General features: G+C 38.4%; 19 protein-coding genes. 5 read left to right on the top strand and 14 right to left on the bottom strand.

The window, feature by feature from the left end:
• Window positions 1–147: 147 nt before the first annotated feature.
• Window positions 148–1,035: a LysR family transcriptional regulator gene (locus EW028_RS04495; RefSeq protein WP_048392528.1), complete on the bottom strand. Its 888-nt coding sequence runs from the start codon at window positions 1,033–1,035 to the stop codon at window positions 148–150.
• Window positions 1,036–1,175: 140 nt separating this feature from the next.
• On the opposite strand from EW028_RS04495, the gene hutG reads away from it, so the two are divergent.
• Together hutG and gltS are read left to right on the top strand one after the other, a co-directional pair.
• A complete protein-coding gene (gene hutG, locus EW028_RS04490) occupies window positions 1,176–2,141 on the top strand; it encodes a formimidoylglutamase (protein WP_131520047.1) in 966 nt (321 codons plus the stop codon).
• Window positions 2,138–3,322, top strand: coding sequence for a sodium/glutamate symporter (gene gltS, locus EW028_RS04485; protein WP_016993292.1), 1,185 nt, complete (start codon window positions 2,138–2,140; stop codon window positions 3,320–3,322). Before hutG ends, gltS begins: the two co-directional genes overlap by 4 nt.
• Window positions 3,323–3,370: 48 nt before the next feature.
• Here the strand turns inward: gltS and EW028_RS04480 are convergent, their stop codons facing one another.
• The 6 genes from EW028_RS04480 to EW028_RS04455 form a co-directional block, all read right to left on the bottom strand.
• On the bottom strand, window positions 3,371–4,633 hold the full coding sequence (locus EW028_RS04480) for a polysaccharide deacetylase family protein (protein WP_131520046.1): 1,263 nt from the start codon (window positions 4,631–4,633) through the stop codon (window positions 3,371–3,373).
• A gap of 528 nt (window positions 4,634–5,161) precedes the next feature.
• On the bottom strand, window positions 5,162–5,998 hold the full coding sequence (locus EW028_RS04475) for a D-alanyl-D-alanine carboxypeptidase family protein (RefSeq protein WP_131520045.1): 837 nt from the start codon (window positions 5,996–5,998) through the stop codon (window positions 5,162–5,164).
• A gap of 78 nt (window positions 5,999–6,076) precedes the next feature.
• Window positions 6,077–6,694 (bottom strand): histidine phosphatase family protein, encoded by a 618-nt coding sequence (locus EW028_RS04470; protein WP_131520044.1) that lies wholly within the window; start codon window positions 6,692–6,694, stop codon window positions 6,077–6,079.
• 44 nt (window positions 6,695–6,738) lie between these two features.
• On the bottom strand, window positions 6,739–7,158 hold the full coding sequence (locus EW028_RS04465) for a DUF3995 domain-containing protein (RefSeq protein WP_054550386.1): 420 nt from the start codon (window positions 7,156–7,158) through the stop codon (window positions 6,739–6,741).
• Window positions 7,159–7,248: 90 nt separating this feature from the next.
• The gene (locus EW028_RS04460) at window positions 7,249–7,758 is read right to left on the bottom strand and encodes a TetR/AcrR family transcriptional regulator (protein WP_131520043.1); all 510 of its coding nucleotides are present in this window, start codon (window positions 7,756–7,758) and stop codon (window positions 7,249–7,251) included.
• A gap of 198 nt (window positions 7,759–7,956) precedes the next feature.
• A complete protein-coding gene (locus EW028_RS04455; protein ID WP_131520042.1) occupies window positions 7,957–9,645 on the bottom strand; it encodes an AAA family ATPase in 1,689 nt (562 codons plus the stop codon).
• 93 nt (window positions 9,646–9,738) lie between these two features.
• On the opposite strand from EW028_RS04455, the gene EW028_RS04450 reads away from it, so the two are divergent.
• Entirely contained in the window at window positions 9,739–10,170 is a 432-nt protein-coding gene (locus EW028_RS04450) for a hypothetical protein (RefSeq protein ID WP_131520041.1), read from the top strand.
• Between the two features lie 32 nt (window positions 10,171–10,202).
• Here the strand turns inward: EW028_RS04450 and EW028_RS04445 are convergent, their stop codons facing one another.
• The 5 genes from EW028_RS04445 to EW028_RS25135 all read right to left on the bottom strand — a co-directional run bounded on the left by EW028_RS04445 (window position 10,203) and on the right by EW028_RS25135 (window position 12,966).
• Window positions 10,203–11,147, bottom strand: a complete 945-nt coding sequence (locus EW028_RS04445) for a helix-turn-helix transcriptional regulator (RefSeq protein ID WP_227744865.1) — start codon at window positions 11,145–11,147, stop codon at window positions 10,203–10,205.
• A 371-nt stretch (window positions 11,148–11,518) separates the two neighbouring features.
• On the bottom strand, window positions 11,519–11,833 hold the full coding sequence (locus EW028_RS04440) for a YbjQ family protein (RefSeq protein WP_004225046.1): 315 nt from the start codon (window positions 11,831–11,833) through the stop codon (window positions 11,519–11,521).
• Entirely contained in the window at window positions 11,833–12,324 is a 492-nt protein-coding gene (locus tag EW028_RS04435) for a nucleoside 2-deoxyribosyltransferase (protein ID WP_131520039.1), read from the bottom strand. Before EW028_RS04435 ends, EW028_RS04440 begins: the two co-directional genes overlap by 1 nt.
• A gap of 20 nt (window positions 12,325–12,344) precedes the next feature.
• Window positions 12,345–12,647 (bottom strand): hypothetical protein, encoded by a 303-nt coding sequence (locus tag EW028_RS04430; RefSeq protein ID WP_227744864.1) that lies wholly within the window; start codon window positions 12,645–12,647, stop codon window positions 12,345–12,347.
• Window positions 12,648–12,756: 109 nt separating this feature from the next.
• Window positions 12,757–12,966, bottom strand: coding sequence for a hypothetical protein (locus EW028_RS25135; RefSeq protein WP_227744863.1), 210 nt, complete (start codon window positions 12,964–12,966; stop codon window positions 12,757–12,759).
• 177 nt (window positions 12,967–13,143) lie between these two features.
• Here EW028_RS25135 and EW028_RS04420 point away from each other — a divergent pair, with 177 nt between their 5' ends.
• Both EW028_RS04420 and EW028_RS04415 read left to right on the top strand, forming a co-directional pair.
• Window positions 13,144–14,310, top strand: a complete 1,167-nt coding sequence (locus tag EW028_RS04420; protein WP_131520038.1) for an immunity 26/phosphotriesterase HocA family protein — start codon at window positions 13,144–13,146, stop codon at window positions 14,308–14,310.
• Window positions 14,311–14,426: 116 nt separating this feature from the next.
• Complete coding sequence (locus EW028_RS04415; protein WP_048392508.1) at window positions 14,427–15,461, top strand: YdcF family protein; 1,035 nt, start codon at window positions 14,427–14,429, stop codon at window positions 15,459–15,461.
• 61 nt (window positions 15,462–15,522) lie between these two features.
• Here EW028_RS04415 and EW028_RS04410 read toward each other — a convergent pair whose 3' ends face one another.
• Both EW028_RS04410 and EW028_RS04405 read right to left on the bottom strand, forming a co-directional pair.
• Window positions 15,523–15,990, bottom strand: a complete 468-nt coding sequence (locus EW028_RS04410; RefSeq protein WP_131520037.1) for a hypothetical protein — start codon at window positions 15,988–15,990, stop codon at window positions 15,523–15,525.
• A gap of 15 nt (window positions 15,991–16,005) precedes the next feature.
• The gene (locus EW028_RS04405; RefSeq protein ID WP_131520036.1) at window positions 16,006–16,476 is read right to left on the bottom strand and encodes a DUF4259 domain-containing protein; all 471 of its coding nucleotides are present in this window, start codon (window positions 16,474–16,476) and stop codon (window positions 16,006–16,008) included.
• Between the last annotated feature and the right edge of the window lie 128 nt (window positions 16,477–16,604).

Below are 16,604 nucleotides of genomic sequence, written 5' to 3'. Positions count from 1 at the left end.
AAGATACCCCCTTTGCTTGAACTTTGCAAAATGAATGAATGTTCATTTTCATTCTTACAATAAATGTTACCGCTATTTTTCTAGTAAAGCAATGTTCTATTTTTGAATTTTCTAACAAAAGAGAAAATTCATTACTATGGACTTACATCATTTATTTTCAAAAAACTGTACTATATCCTTCAGTAATTGTCGGATGGCTAATGGTAAATGACGGTTTTTTAAGTACACTAGATAGACATTGCGACTTAAATTCAGACCCTCTATTTCTTTTTTTACAATCGTTTTAGCAGTCGGTCCTTGCAAGTAATTTTCAGGTAATATGGTCACTCCTAAATGTTCTCGTACAAGCGATACAGCGGTTTCAAAACGCTCAATTTCAAATTGAATATTGATGTTTTTACCAGCCTGTTCAAATGACGTTAAGATATCTCGTCTTGTTTGAAAGCCCTCGGTACTAATAATAAATGGTTCTTCACAAATATCTGAGATGGTTAAAGTATCCTTTTGGGCTAACGGATGATGTAAAGGTAATACTGCGACCAACCGTTCTTCATATAAAGTTTGAACTTCCAACTCTGGATCATCCATTAGCTGATTGGTGATGATTAAATGAGTTTTATAGCTTTTCAAGGATTTTTTCACCCGCTTACTACCTAAAATATCGACTAAATGAATTTTCATGTGAGGATAGTCTTTTTTATAGTTGGCGATTACCTTTGGCAGCCAATGCTTAATAGATTCCATGACACCAATGGTGATGTCTCTCGTGCCATGAACAATCACTTCATCCATTTCGATTTTTAGCACTTCCATATTTTTTACAATAACTTTTGCTCGTTCAAAAAGTAACTCTCCAGCTTCTGTTAATTGCAGATTTCTAGTATTTCTCTCTAATAAAGGGGAGCCAATCTCTTGTTCTAATTTTTTGATCGCATTACTTAAGGAAGGCTGCGAAATATGCAGTCTTTCTGCGGCTTTTGAGAAATTCATCTGTTCTGAAACAGCGATAAAATAGTGTAATTGTTTAATGTCCACCTATAGATACCTCCCAGATTTATAGTTAAAAGCTATAGATTAATATTAATTATATATTAGTAATTATAATTATGTGAATATATAATGAATTACAACAATACTTTTTCTACAATAATATTCACAATGGGGTTGATAAGTTTATGTACACAATGACAGATCAAAAACAATGGAAAGGCCGAATAGATTCAACGACAAATACAAGCAGCTTTCGTTTACATCAACAAGTAAAAAGAGTTGCGATTAATGATGTAAGCGCTTCAGATAAGAAAAATGCTGCTCTCGTTGGCTTTATCTGCGATGAAGGGGTACGTCGAAACCAAGGCCGTGTAGGGGCAGCAAATGGTCCAAACGCCCTACGAGAAGGCTTAGCCAGTTTACCGTGGACATTTGAAGACGATCAGCAAATTATGGATGTTGGCAATATCGTTTGTCTAAATCATGCTTTAGAGGAAGCCCAACGTGAGCTTGGTGAAGTCGTAGCAACAGTACTACAAAAAAACTTATCATGTGTGGTGCTAGGTGGCGGGCATGAAACGCTGTATGGCCATTATTTAGGCGTTCGTTCTGCTCTACCAAAGGAAGCTAAAATCGGCATCATCAATATCGATGCTCACTTTGATTTACGACCATATGATGAACAACCTTCGTCAGGTACGATGTTCCGTCAAATTTTAGAGCAGGATCCACACGCTGACTATTTTGTTGTTGGTATTCAACGCTACGGCAATACAAGAGAACTTTTCGAAAAAGCTGATGAATTAAACGTGGAGTATGTTTATGAGGATCAAATGACGGTAGCCTACCAACAACAATTAACGGATGCATTACAACATTTTATGGATAAGCATGATTATATTCTTTTAACATTATGTATGGATGTATTGAATGCAGCATTTGCTCCAGGTGTAAGTGCTCCATCACCGTTTGGGCTTGACCCATCGACTGTGCGCTCCATTTTGCAACAAGTCACTTCACACCCTCACACCCATTCATTTGATATTTGTGAGGTCAATCCGTTATTAGATGAAAACGGACGTACAGTGAAATTAGGTGCCTATTTTGTATATGAGGCACTGAACAACTTACTTAGGGGGCAAGGTTCATGATCGAAATTAATCAAATTACAACGGTATTCCTAGCTGTTGCACTCTTTGCATTAGGTAGCTTTCTTATCAATAAAATAGGCTTTTTAAAGCGTTTCTGTATCCCAGCACCAGTGGTTGGTGGTTTATTGTTCGCTGCTCTTGCTACCATCTTAAAAACAACGGGTATTTTAGAAATATCACTTGATACTTCTTTACAAAGCTTATTTATGATTACTTTCTTTACGACAATTGGCTTAGGTGCAAGCTTTAAACTTGTAAAGCTCGGTGGTAAATTACTGATTATCTACTGGCTAGCATGTGGCTTCCTAGCGTTAATGCAAAATGTCATTGGGGTATCTCTGGCCTCACTTATGGGGATCCATCCTTTAATCGGTATGATGGCGGGTGCCGTTTCTATGGAGGGTGGTCATGGCGCTGCAGCTGCATTTGGCCAAACCTTAGAAGATTTAGGGATTTCTTCAGCTATGACAATTGGTGCTGCTGCCGCAACATGTGGTCTAGTTGCTGGTGGCTTAATTGGTGGTCCAATTGTCAAATATTTAGTAGGTAAATATAATTTAACACCAGATGAACAAGAATCGGAAGAAGTCCAATATGAAAATAAACATGAGCAAATTACATCGGATTCGTTCTTTACACAAGTCTTATTAATTACTTTCTGTATGGCGGTTGGTACGTACGTCGGCACACTATTCTCAGAAGCAACAGGTTTCGTTCTACCTGGCTATGTAGGAGCAATGTTTGTGGCTGTATTAGTGCGCAATATTATGGATAAATTCAAACCTGAAGCCATTAATATGAAAAGCATCTCATTAATTGGAGATGTCACATTAGGTGTATTCCTTTCCATGGCTCTCATGAGTATTAAATTATGGGAAATTGCTGATTTGGCACTACCATTATTCATCATTGTTTTTGCGCAAGTATTCTTTATTGTTGTATTTAGTATTTTTGTGTTATTTAAATTACTTGGCAAAAACTACGATGCTGCTGTTATGGTAGCAGGTTTTGCAGGACATGGTCTAGGCGCAACACCAAATGCCATGGCCAATATGTCAGCCGTTGTGCAACGCTTCGGTCCTTCTAAAAAAGCCTTTCTTGTCGTACCGATTGTCGGCGCATTTTTAATTGACGTATTTGGGATTCCTATTATTATTACGACTATCAATTTATTTAAATAAAAAAGAGCTTTGCATTCGTTCTGAGTAGACGATTGCAAAGCTTTTCTATTATTGTAATATCTCACTTACTGTAACAAATTCATAGCCTTGTTTTTGTAAATAATGAATAACATTTTCTAAACCATTGGCTGTCGTTTGATGGATATCGTGCATTAGAATAATACTCCCATCTTTTACAGAGGCTTTGACATACGCTAAAATTTTATCTGGATTGTGATGTTTCCAATCCAGTGTATCAATCGACCACAAAATCGAGGGGATTGTCATGACAGAACGTACTTGGTCATTGGTCGCCCCATAGGGTGGTCGGAAAACAGTTGGATACTGCCCGATGGCTGCATAAATAGCATTACTTGTGCCATTGACTTCTTGTTTAACGCCTGCTATTGATAAGGTCGTTAATTTTTTATGGCTCAAGGTATGGTTTCCGATTTCATGCCCTGCTTCATAGACTTGTTTAACGATTGCAGCATTTCTTGACACATTTTTACCTACCATAAAGAATGTAGCCTTGGCATCGTATTTCTTTAACGTTGCCAAAATTTGTGGTGTCACCTTAGCATCTGGCCCATCATCAAATGTTAAGGCTACCCGTTTTTTTGCGCCTTTCGCTACTGGCACACCTTTATTATAAACTTTATTATCTATTAACTGAATATCGGCTAGCTCAGAAGCTTTGACATACCCTTTTTGGTCGCCTGCTTCTACATAAGCCCAACCAGCAAGTGTTATGTAATACTGGACAGTTGTTTTATTGGGAAGTGTACCAAGAACTTCTCCGTTTGGACTAGCTGTTAAACGTAATTCAGCACCAGCAACAGCATTAATTTTTTTCTTCGTTGGAGCTGGTTTTTTTAATGCGTTTGTCGCTACATATCCTATCTCCTCGCCATATTGAACGAAAGACCAACCACCAGGTGCTGTGCCATATACATAAATTATTCGTCCTTCATAGAGCTGTCCTACATGCTGGGCATGTTGACTTGGCGCTGTAAATAATGTTGTACCACCCTTTTGAATGACTAGGTATCCCTCAGACTTCAACTTGACTAAAGCATCAGATGTGACATAGCCCTCCTGCTCTGGCGTTTGAATATGTGTCCAACCTTTACTTACTTTTGTTACTGAAACAAAGTTACCTTTCGAAAGTTCCCCGATCTCCGCACTATTCGTAGAAGCTTCTTCAAAAATAACCGTATCTTTGACTACCTTGTGAATCACCACTGACCCTTCAGCATTTACTGAAAGTTGCCCTGCCAAGATGCACATCATAAACGTCAAAACGATGGCAAAGGGTAAAAATTTTTTCATTGTTCTACACCGCCCTTAGATGTCTTCCATGTCTGTTTGCTAAAAAATTGCTAAGATTTAACTTTTATTATAGAGTAAACAACCCTGCCATAAAATAGTAATAATCAACTAGATTCCCTTTTACGATGCTGCTAAAATTCATATTTTAGTAAATACTTATACATTCCTCCTTCCCTTTTTACTGAGAAACTATGCATAGGTTATGATAATTAAATGATGGTGGCTTATTTTGTAGATTTTTTGTTAGCTCCTTTTTCTCATGCTGCTAAACGACCTACGGACTTAGGTGAGTGACCTTCTCCTTACTGGGAGAGGGCTCTCACCTCTTTGAGCAGGTTCGCCACCTTTTGGAGATGGCTCCCCTCTCTTTTTGAACTGCTCCCTCACTTTTAGCAGCAGCTCTCCCCGTATTTGATGGTTCCTATAAAAAGCTGGTTATCCACCACCGAACCTCAGCTATATAATTCCCCTTTCTATTAAGACGTTAGGAACCATGAAAAAGTTGAGGTTTTTTCATTATTTTTCCTGCTATAAAGCTTCGAAGGCCGTTAGGGCATCTTCAATATGTGGGGGTGGGTTCCATATATAGCTAGGAGCATTGGTTGTAATGAATAAAAAAGATTTCCCTTCTTTCTCGATTATGGTCGCCAGACACAGTCCTGCTTCCGGGGTATAGCCTGTTTTTCCCCCTATTATCGGACTGTCTAGACCCGGTAATTTTGTAAATAATGAGTTTGTGATGATTAATTGATTGGGAACATAGGTTGTGTAGTTTTTTGAGGTAAATATTTGATAAAAGGTAGGATTTTCCAATGCATATCGCAGAAGCTTGCTGATATCCCGCACGGTGGATACATGTGCCTCATCATGTAGGCCACTGGTATTAACAAAATATGTGTCATGCATGCCTAATTCTTGCGCCTTGTTATTCATCAACGTGACAAATTTGTCCTCACTGCCAGCGACAGCATCTGCAAGTGTTCCTGTTGCATCAGCACCTGAGGCAAGGAGTGTACCATACAATAAATCCTCCATCGTGACAAAATCTCCTGCTTGAAAGCCTGCCATCGAAGCATTTTGTGCCGTATAGTTCGCAATCGTTTGGGGCTCTACAATGGTTTGTGTTTGTAAATTATCTGTCATCTCTATGGCAACGATGGCTGTCATGATCTTTGTTAAAGATGCAGGATAAATAATAGCATCCGCATTTTTTTCGTATAATACATCGCCCTGTTCATTGAGTAACAAAGCATTTTGACTATGTAATGATGGCAGTTCTAGATGCGTGAATTCATATGTTTTGCTTGTATAATAAAATAAGAAAACCATGATACAAATACAGCCTACTAACATCCATTTTTTCATAAAAAACGCCTCCTACACATTATAAGAGGCGGCATTTCTGAATATTCCTTGAGAAAAATGGGATACGCTCAAATATTTTCACAGGTAAAAATCATCATCGAAATTTGAACTAATTCTTGTAATCTCTTTATTTGTTAATTTGAACATTACATCTTGAGAAACCTCTAACTTGAGCGTCTCTTCTTTGCTTAGACTTGCATAGACGCCGCGTAAAATACGACCAGTTAAGCCATGCGAGACAATAATCACTTTTGAAAGTGGTTGAATCGTTTCAAGCAAAGCAGTTAATCTGCTTACAACAGCTTCATAGGTTTCCCCATCTGGTGCACGAAAATACCAATTGAAGGCATCTGTGTTCGTTAACAAGGCAGGCCATTGTTGCTGTATTTCCGCCATGGTTAATCCAGCCCATTGTCCCACAGCAACCTCTGTTAAACGTGGATCCTGCCTCACCTTGTTGCTGTCATAGCCCAGTGTTTCACAAAGTATGGCTGTGCTTTGCATGGCTCTTCCCATTGGACTTGATAGGATGGTCCATTCATCTGCATCGCCAATGAGTGATTTCAGCATGCGCGCATTTTGCTGAACCTGCTCCCGACCACGCTCAGTGAGTGGTGAATCAAGCTGTCCTTGATATCTCCCTTGTGTATTATAATTTGTCTCACCATGGCGAAGTAAGTAGATCATTTGCTCCATTTTATATCCCCCATTCTGCTCCCCTTATTAAAGTAAAATTGCTGTTAAACTAACACCAGCACATAAACAAAGCTAAGAAACAAGCATAAAGGACTATACCATTTTGAATCATTTTGAGCAAATGTGGAATGCTTAATCGTTTTAAAAATACCAACATACTTAAAATCACCAATTGCTCGTAGCAAAAATACTAGCGCACAAACGATACTTCCTACTTTTGAAAAAATAGAGGCTTGAAAAAATGGCATGAAGCCTCCTTGAACAAGGATGATACCACTTGCTAGCATCAACAGCATTGCAACAAAGAGCGTTCCCCATTTTCTAGGCGTAAAAACGGCTTGTTGGCTGCCTTCTTTCATAGGAATAACAGCTTCTGTACCCCATCGACCACCAAAGGCCCAATAAATATGTAGGATACTAATGAGCCCTAATAGTCCCACTGCGACAATTGATAAAATAAACATGTTCTACCTCCTCTCCATTTACATACGCTACCGTATGTTCTGGCGTTAAATATAGTCCCTCAAAGCCCATGTTAGCTCCGAGAGACCTTCTTACTGTATTAACAGCTTAATCATTTTTTCGAGATCGAAATGAGGATTGGCTTCAAATCGTGTCATCCAGCCTATATAGGTTAAATAAGCTAATCTTGCACGATCAGTGGATTCGTCTATGCTGATACCACTTTTTTGATAGAGTGTCGCCACACAGGCTATTCGCTGCTCCTCTATTTGAACGATACGCTTTGCGACATCTGAATCATATTTGGCCCAAGCATAAATGCCTATCTCCATCTTTTTATTTTTGTGAAAACTTATCCGTAAAAGCTGCTCTAGAGTAGCATCGACTTGCTCCATATTTTGAATAATGGCCTTTGTTGCATGGTTTTCCCAATAGTCTAGCATGGCATCTAATAGTTGTTGACGATCACGAAAATAATGATAAAAGCTACCTTTACTAATGTTTAATGATCGAGCAAGTGCTTCAATACGTACTTTATGAATCCCCGCTTCTGTTAATTGCTCTAGACCCGCTCTAATCCAATCCTCTTTCGTTACTTGCATAATTGCCCTCCAAAAAATACGTTAGCGTATGTTTTGTCTTATATTACCACTTTATACATCACTCATCAACTTTTATCGTTTTTATGGCGTACATTAATATGATTATTCACTGTAACATGAACTGTTACTAGTCGTGGTAAAATACATGCACACACTAAAATAAACACTAATAGCTTTTTCATGAATTTACTCCTTGTCTTAAAAAGTATTGTCAAACAACTTTTCTGCAATGCCCTGTAAAATATCCTGCTCCTCAAATGTCATGAGTTCTTCTCTCGAGATTGTTGCCTGTTGAATCAATCGGTTTGATTGGATCGTCACTAGTTTCTCAAACAAGTTTCGAATATAACGACCATTCGAGAAATTAGGGATGGTTTCAATCGGCATATGACGTAGCTGTGTTTTCATATGTTGGGCAAATGCTTCGCCAAATTGATAATCGTTCGTTTGACAAAGCATCGCAAAAATATCATAGAGTTCATCCGTGCTAAAATTATCAAATTGTACAAAATGATTAAAGCGAGATTTAAAGCCTGGATTAGATTGTAAAAAATCTTCTATTAGCTCTGTATAGCCCGCAACAATAATTACCAAGTCATCACGTAGATCCTCCATTGCCTTTAATAAACTATCAATAGCTTCCTTCCCAAATGCATCCTGTTTATCATTCATTAATGAATAGGCTTCATCAATAAAAAGTACCCCGCCTTTTGCTTTGTTAACGACTTCCTGAACCTTTAATGCTGTTTGTCCAACATAGCCAGCGACTAAACCTGCACGATCTGTTTCCACAAAATGCCCACTTGAAAGGACGCCAAGATGCTTGTAGATTTGGCCAATAATGCGTGCCACTGTTGTTTTACCAGTGCCTGGATTGCCCGAGAAGACAAGATGATACGTAATAGGAAAGCTTGTTAAACCATGATCCACACGCAGACTTTGAATTTTAATAAAGTTTATTAAATTATGTAATTCCTTCTTTGCATTCGGAAGACCTACAAGACTATCTAATTGTTTTTGTAGCTTGGCAATCTCTTGCTCGACTTCAGGTGTAATGCGTAACCGCTCATCGTTGATAAATTCACCACTATAGATAATTTTGCCTTCTTCATTATAATAATCGCCTCGTCCATGTTTTTTGCCTTGAACGAGGTCACCAATATAGGTAGCTTGCCCATTGGCATAATAGAGCGTTCCTTGCCCTGTCATCATATCCTCTTTAAATTGCCCTTCCGCTTCTAAAATTCCATTCCTAGAATATACTTTGCCTTTACCATGCTTTAGGTCCTCAAAGAAATGACCTTCATAGTGGAGATTAGTTACACCACGTGCAAGCTCCTCAGCTGTTGGTGATTCCGTAGGGTAATATAGCTTCCCAGCCCCTTGCATATGATGCCAAATAAAATCACCCTCATATTGTAAAAATCCATTTGGATAGTATTGCTTGCCTTTTCCCTTTTTCATGCCATGGACAAAGTCACCCTCATACTGCGGTTGATTTAAATGTGGATACTGTGCTCGTAGTGTTTGATAAGGGCGAATTACTTCTTCTTCATAATATAAAACACCATAACCATCCATTAAGTCATTGCGAAAATGACCTTCATAATGGATATGACCATCCTTATATAAAATGCCATGACCCTGTTTTTTATTTTGTATGAATTCACCCTGATAAATGAGTTGTCCTTTCAAATACATAATGCCATTGCCTTGCTTCATATGATTGACGAATTCACCCTCGAATAATAATTCTCCCTCTTGATCAAATAGCGAGCCTTTGCCGTCATAAATATCGTGACCGAAATCATTCTTCTTGACGCCACCTCGATACATGATGATTCCACTTGGGTAAAATAGTTCTTTTTCTTCATGATTATGTGTCATTTAATTGCCTTCCTTCATCATTTCAGTATATGCTCAATTATAGCGTGGAAAAGAATACATATGTGTGAATTTTTAGAATTTAAGGAGACAAGCATGAAAAAAAGATACAAACTACTTCTAGGCATTTTACTACCACTACTTATTCTGTATATCTCGACAATGCTGTTAACACGAGACACTGATTTTACAACAGAGGTAACAGAACGTCTCGAAATGGAGGAAATTCATGAGATTGAAATTATTCGTTCCTCAGATGAAAAAACAGTAACGATTACTGACGCAGCAGAAATCAATCAAATGATGCAGCCATTCAAGGACCTACCTTTAAAAAAGGTGTGGTTTTCGAATTCTGATTCTCATGAAGCATACTGGCTAACACTCTCAATTAATGACAACAGGGAAATTGGCTTGCGTTTAGATGATGACCAGCATTTATTCGTGTATTTATATGAGGAAAATTACATGAAAGATTATAAGCTCACTAAGGATATCGATACGACATTTATCAAACAATTGTTTCAGTAAACGTAAAAACCCGTGCATGTACACACGGGTTTTTATATGTAACGATAATTTTGCTGCATAGCTTGTAAGGTCTCAATAATCTCTTCTCTCAGTTCAATTGGCTCTAATACCTCCATATCGGCTCCTTGACTTAACAACCACTCTTTCACGCCATATTCTAACACTTCTGCCTCAAAAACATATTCATGATTGTTTTGTGAAACTAGGTGGGCTGTTGGGAAACGACTGTAGACTATTTGAGGAGAACGGCCTTTATAGAGAAGACGGATATGAGTAAGGTCATTAGTGTCCTCTACTTGTAATGGATGTACAGATGGAAATTCAAAATGGATAGTCATTTCACGAAAATGCTGAATACGATCCATTCTGTAAACAGTTGGGGTGTCTTGATTATCGCCTATTAAATAAAAATAATGTGTTGAAAAGATAACAGCGAGCGGCTTTAAAATTTTTGCAGTTGGAATCGCTTCACCCTCCTGTAAATAATCAATTGTAATGACCTTTCTCTTTTGAATGGCTGTTGAAATTCCCCATATCACGGACAATAATGACTTTTTTTGATGGAGATCTTCATATACAATTTTTTCATTTAATAACAGTTGATCGTCTGCTACACGTGAGAGAAGTTGATTAACGATCTCACCGATATCCGATTTTACGAGAGCTTTTGAGGCAATCAGTATTTTAACGATGACTAGTACCTGTTCTTTAGATAAACGATTGTTTTTTGTATGCATTAATTTATACACTTTTTCTGTACGTACATATTGTAAATGGTAATCTAGCTTAGCCTTTTCCAGATACGTACGAATTTCATCGATATCCCGTTGTATGGTTTTTTCACCAACCTGATGTGTCAATGCTTCTTGCTTCTTGTTGATTCCTTGGCCATCCATCAATCGATCAAACATCGATAGTACGCGATAGCCTTTGCCTTGTTGTGAATCTACCATATATCCCACTCTTTCTTCTATCATGCCCAGCTTGCAGTACATTGGCCATAAATAGCCCTTCTACTGATTGCGTCCAGATTTTTTGCGAGTTGCTCAAAAAGCTTCTCTTCAAAATCTGTGACCTCCACTTGGGCTTTTATCTTGATTCAGTTGGTGTTTTGACACCCACTCCATTTGTGCATTCATCTCATTATCTATAAACTGAATCAAGATAAAACTTCTACTTTATTGGTATAATTTGTACTATACCCATCCTATAATAAATCACCATTCAAGCAGCACAATAGACTGTATTTTTGACATAATTAACTAAAATTTTACAGCATTTTAGATGAATGTGTCACTTTTTAACCATTGAAAAAGGACTTCCATTGAATGAAAGTCCTTGTACTCTTTTATTTGAATTTTACAGCTGTTCCATATACCAATACTTCGGATGTACCATCCATGACAGATGAAGTAGCATAACGAACGCCTACAACTGCATCTGCACCTAATTGTTTGGCTTCCTCTACCATTGCCTCTGTGGCAATTTCACGAGAGCGCACAAGCATCTCCGCATACTCCTTCATTTCTCCACCTACAATATTGCGAAGACCTGCTATCATGTCACGACCAATATTTCTAGATTGAACAGAATTCCCTTTCACTAGCCCTAATGTTTCCATGATATCTTTTCCTGCCACCATGTCTGATGTAGCTAATAGCATCATGATGCCTCCCCGTTCTGTAGTTTTTGTATGGCTTTCACAGCCTCTTCAATAGAAGATGTAATCACGCCATTGCGTTTAACTAACCCCACAACAAATAAATTACGATAAACAAACTGATTCTCTAGCCCATCTCGGATCAGTGCCTCTATTTTTTGCATATTGTCCCGCCCTTGCTGACGAACATCTGTTAGCACACCAATAATGGGACGATTCAGCATCGAAAACGCACCTATCTCTGCGGCAACGCCTGAATCAATTTCCACCCCATCTAATACAGCTATCAGAACATCGCTATCCTGTAGCATCTCTAAATCTGCTTGGGCAATCGCTAAGCTATCTGCATAGGCAGATTTATCATTGATGGCCTCATTCTCCTGAGGTACATATAATGCGATGCCTGGTACTGCCTCGCGAATAGCTGCTGCCAATTGTTCATTTACAAAACGATCGCCTAACGAAAATAACCCATTTGCTAAATATGCTTTCATGTATAAAACTCCTTAATTAATTATTTTTCAAATATAATTTTATGTCTGCCTTTTTCATCAATAAATGTTGATCGTATATCGAAACCATGCTTGAGGTTGGTAATGAGCATAGCTTTGAATGTATTTCTTCCATATGTACGAACTTTGTGAAAGCCTAAAGTCTTGATATGCTCATGCTGTTGTTTCATTAATTGACTTGCAATTCCCTGACCTCGATGTGCTACATGAACGCCACCCAACCAACTATCAAATACGCCCTTGCGTAATTGCGTCCAGATTTTTTCGAGCTTGCTCGAAAAGCTCCTCTTCAAAATCTGTGACATCCGCTGGGGCATTTATCTTGATTCAGTCGGTATTTGGACACCCTTTATATCAAAGAGTACAATTGTGCATTCATCTCATCACCAATAGAGGTGGGCATTTTCTGATGAATCAAGATAAAATATCATCTGGATGTGGGTAGCCTAGTTTAAAGCCGATTAATGTGTCACCTTCCACTGCCAATATGCAAAGAAGGCCTTCTTTCTTTTCTAGCTTTTCGAGTGGCGAATTTGCTCCATCAAAAACGTGAGCGTGGATTTCTGGTAATTGTTCAAGCCAAGCATAGGGTATGCCTTCAATCGTCACAATATGCATATTCATCACCTCTGTCTGTCATTATAGCAGTTCTATAGCCTGAAGAAAAAGGTAGACATCTGCTCCAAAAGCAATTATTATCACTGCATAAAAGTAACTATTTTCCATCTAAGCTATTTTCGACACCCACCAAATTCAGTATACTTGACCAAAATACAAAACAAGAGCTAGGAGGAAATTCGATTGACACCATTTACTAGTTGGTTAACCAATTCATTGCGCCCCTATTTCGGCCTACATACTTTAGAAGCACATTGGGAAACGATTCCGATTCGAGAGGATTATTTTATTTGCCTTGAAGGTGATCTCATTAAAAAAAGAATTTTCGTGAATGAGCATAGCTACCAAGAAGCGGATGTCGACATTTTAACACGTAATCGTGAAGTCATTGTCCCTCAAACCGCGCGTGGAAAAGAAAAGAAATTGAATTATACCAATATCTCCGCTGTGAAAGCTGCAGGCGTTGTTTTTTCTGCTGGTCTAGGTAATGAAAACCATCCATCTAGCTATATCACAGCTCGTAACACTAAAACATATTACCAGCTGCCATTAACAGGCTTTGAGCATTTAACGACTAAGTCGGCTCTCTTTAATTGGTTAGAGCAATTTCCCTCCCAGCTTCCTGCTGATTACTCAGACAAGCTAGAAAAGCTAACCAAGATGAAAAGTCTACGCTATAAGACTGTGCCAGGTGATATTTTTCGTGTAGAAATCGATTTATTTGTAGATGGCTATGTGCTTGTCATTGGCGATTTACGTCAAATGCAAAAGGATCATCTTTTTGGAGAAGATAGTATTTGGCATAATGTAATGACAATGCCATTGTTTGTACGGCCCTATTTGTTGACAACGACAGAGCGCCTGCCTTCTCTTGAGGAAATCATATCAGCTCCATTGGCCCCTCAAACCCATATTGTGATGGATGACCATTTTATGCGGGGATGCTATGAAAAGATAGGCCATAAAATGTTAACAGAATCCGATATTGTATTTCCAATGGGCTATGGCGTGACACTAAACTATGGGAAAGAGCCTCGATATCTTCTATCCTGGGGGACAGGAACAATTAGTAAACCTGCACCTTCCACCTCCTATCAAACAGCTAGCCGTTTTACCAATCATGGTGTCTATGCAGGCGTTGCCAGTGATTGGTTGAAGCAAGAGGAAGGAATTGTAACAGAGTCGCTAGATCATCCACACTTCCGCGAAGATCGTCAGCGGGCACTCGCTGAATTTAGTTTTCCAGAAGATATCTCCTACGATGACTTTAATCGCCAAACGGGTGGATTGACCCGCACCCAATATATTCATTACCTCAATAAAACTTATCATCGTACACAAAAAAAATAGAGGGAGCTTCTAGATGCTCCCCCTCCACTTTTTCATTGATGGTTGATTTCATCCAATAATTACTTATAATATAGAGATATCATTAACCAACTTCCATCACTAGAGGTGCATTTTGTATGTATTTTGGCATTATTCCACTGATTCTTTTCATCGTTTTTCTTATTTCTTACTTCAAAGACCCAAGAAAAATGATCAACGGACTATTATTTAATCTATTTGTCTGTTCATTTCTGCTATTCTGCGTCATTCTATCTTTAGCATCTGACCATTACTTTTTAAGGCTTATTGTCATTATTCCACTGATTGCTCTTTTCATTTTAATTCCTTTTGGTATTGTTGCCTTAATGTTTGGTTTATTTTTAAATGCGAGAGTATTAATGAAGCGAGAAGGTAGACGTTTAGCCAATTCCTTAACATTACTTGTGGCGATTGGCATTTTACTTTTTATCCTATTACCGATTATCAATCCAGCGAGTTTGTTTTCAGTCCACCTCCAGCCCATTTTTGGTGGAATTTCACTCATTACGTTTTATTTTTTTATCCATTTATCCAATTTTTTATCTGCTTATTTTCTCTACCAATTCAATCGCCCTCGATTGAATCAAGATTTTATTATTGTACTAGGCAGTGGATTAATTAATGATAAGGTGCCTCCACTTTTAGCTAGTAGAATTCAAAAGGCCATTGACTTCTATCATAAGCAAGCAGCAGTGACTACTCCACCTACCATTATTTTCTCTGGTGGACAAGGTCCTGATGAAAATCTACCCGAAGCTGAAGCGATGCAACGATATGCAATAGAAAAAGGCATTCCCATTGAGCATACACTTCAGGAGAACCGCTCTGTGAATACCTATCAAAATATGTTATTTTCTAAGCAGCTCATGGATGATCGGAAACAGGGTGAGGCCTATAACAGTATTTTCACCACGAATAATTTCCATCTTTTTCGTGCGGGTATTTATGCAAGACTTGCGGGCTTAGATAGTCAGGGCATTGGCTCTAAGACAGCCTTTTATTATTGGCCAAATGCGATGATTCGTGAATATGTAGCGATTGTTGTAATGGCACGAAAACGACATATGAAAATGATTGGACCTATTGTAATCATTTCGATTGCGCTATCTCTATTCAGCTTTTTCTTTGTATAGGTTCTAGGAAATGGATTCGTACACTTTTTATAGAAAGTGTTACGAATCCTTTTTGATGCTATCATACCCAAAATTTCTTCAGCTGTTGTTCATAGAATGTCTCATAGTAAAGTTTTCGAGGATAGCGTTGTTCTTGTAATACCTGATAGAGAATGGATTGACCTTCCTCATAGCGAATCCCCTCATCACAATTATCAAATAGTTTTCGTGTCAGCTGTCTTACTAGGTGAACATCTTTTGTGTTCACTCTCCAGCCAAATTGAATTAAATCCAGTTGATCGAGCGGATCTCGATAAGTATCAAGTACCACACAGACATGTGGTTGCTGCTTATTCGAAAATACTAAAACATGTCCTGTATGAATGGATTGACCAAAATAACGTTCGTAAATCTCTGCTAGCGGTACGTGGATTTCAAGCACATCCATGATCGTCTGTAAAGTTGGATGTGCTATATAGTCATCGCTTGTCTCATCTGGATATTCAACCAACTCCATGATGGAAGCCATCATCCAAAAATCATAGGTCATTTCCAATCACTCCATCTATTTTTGTAGCAAACGGTTAATCGCTTGTTCAACCGTCTGAATAAGATAGGCTAAGTTGGTCTGCCATTCTGGCCAACCCTTGGACTCTTGCCATAATTCTACAATCTCTCTACTACCATGTTGATCAGGTACTTCATCTCTAATGTCCTGTAAATACCGCAATATAAATGTCAAAGAGCTTTCATCAACTACCCATTGTATTTGTTCATCCTTACTTTCTTGACCATAAATGGTTCCTGTATCCAGATATTGACTATAAAGCTCTGCCAAAGCCAGGGCACTTATATCGTAGAAAAAATCTATATCCTCCAATGTTTTACCAAAAAAGCCTTGCTGTTTCATAGCCTGTACAATATCCGATAATGTTAGCTGAGTGGATTCCTTATGCTGTTCCATAAACTCCCGCAAAAACGCCACTACATCTAAACCTTCATCACTTTCCAATGCTTTGTATCCCCAAGCCCCCATCTCACTGCACCTCTCTTTTTTATTTTAGTAAAGCTCTGGTAAAAGTAAAATCTGCACATTATTAGTGCAGGACCATGGCAGCAGTTCATTATAGTATGTGCTCTTAAAATACCTTCGCTATATCAATA

The sequence above is a fragment of the Lysinibacillus sp. OL1 genome (genome assembly GCF_004332175.1).
Taxonomy (GTDB): domain Bacteria; phylum Bacillota; class Bacilli; order Bacillales_A; family Planococcaceae; genus Lysinibacillus; species Lysinibacillus capsici.
This window is presented reverse-complemented; position numbering and strand designations above follow the sequence as displayed.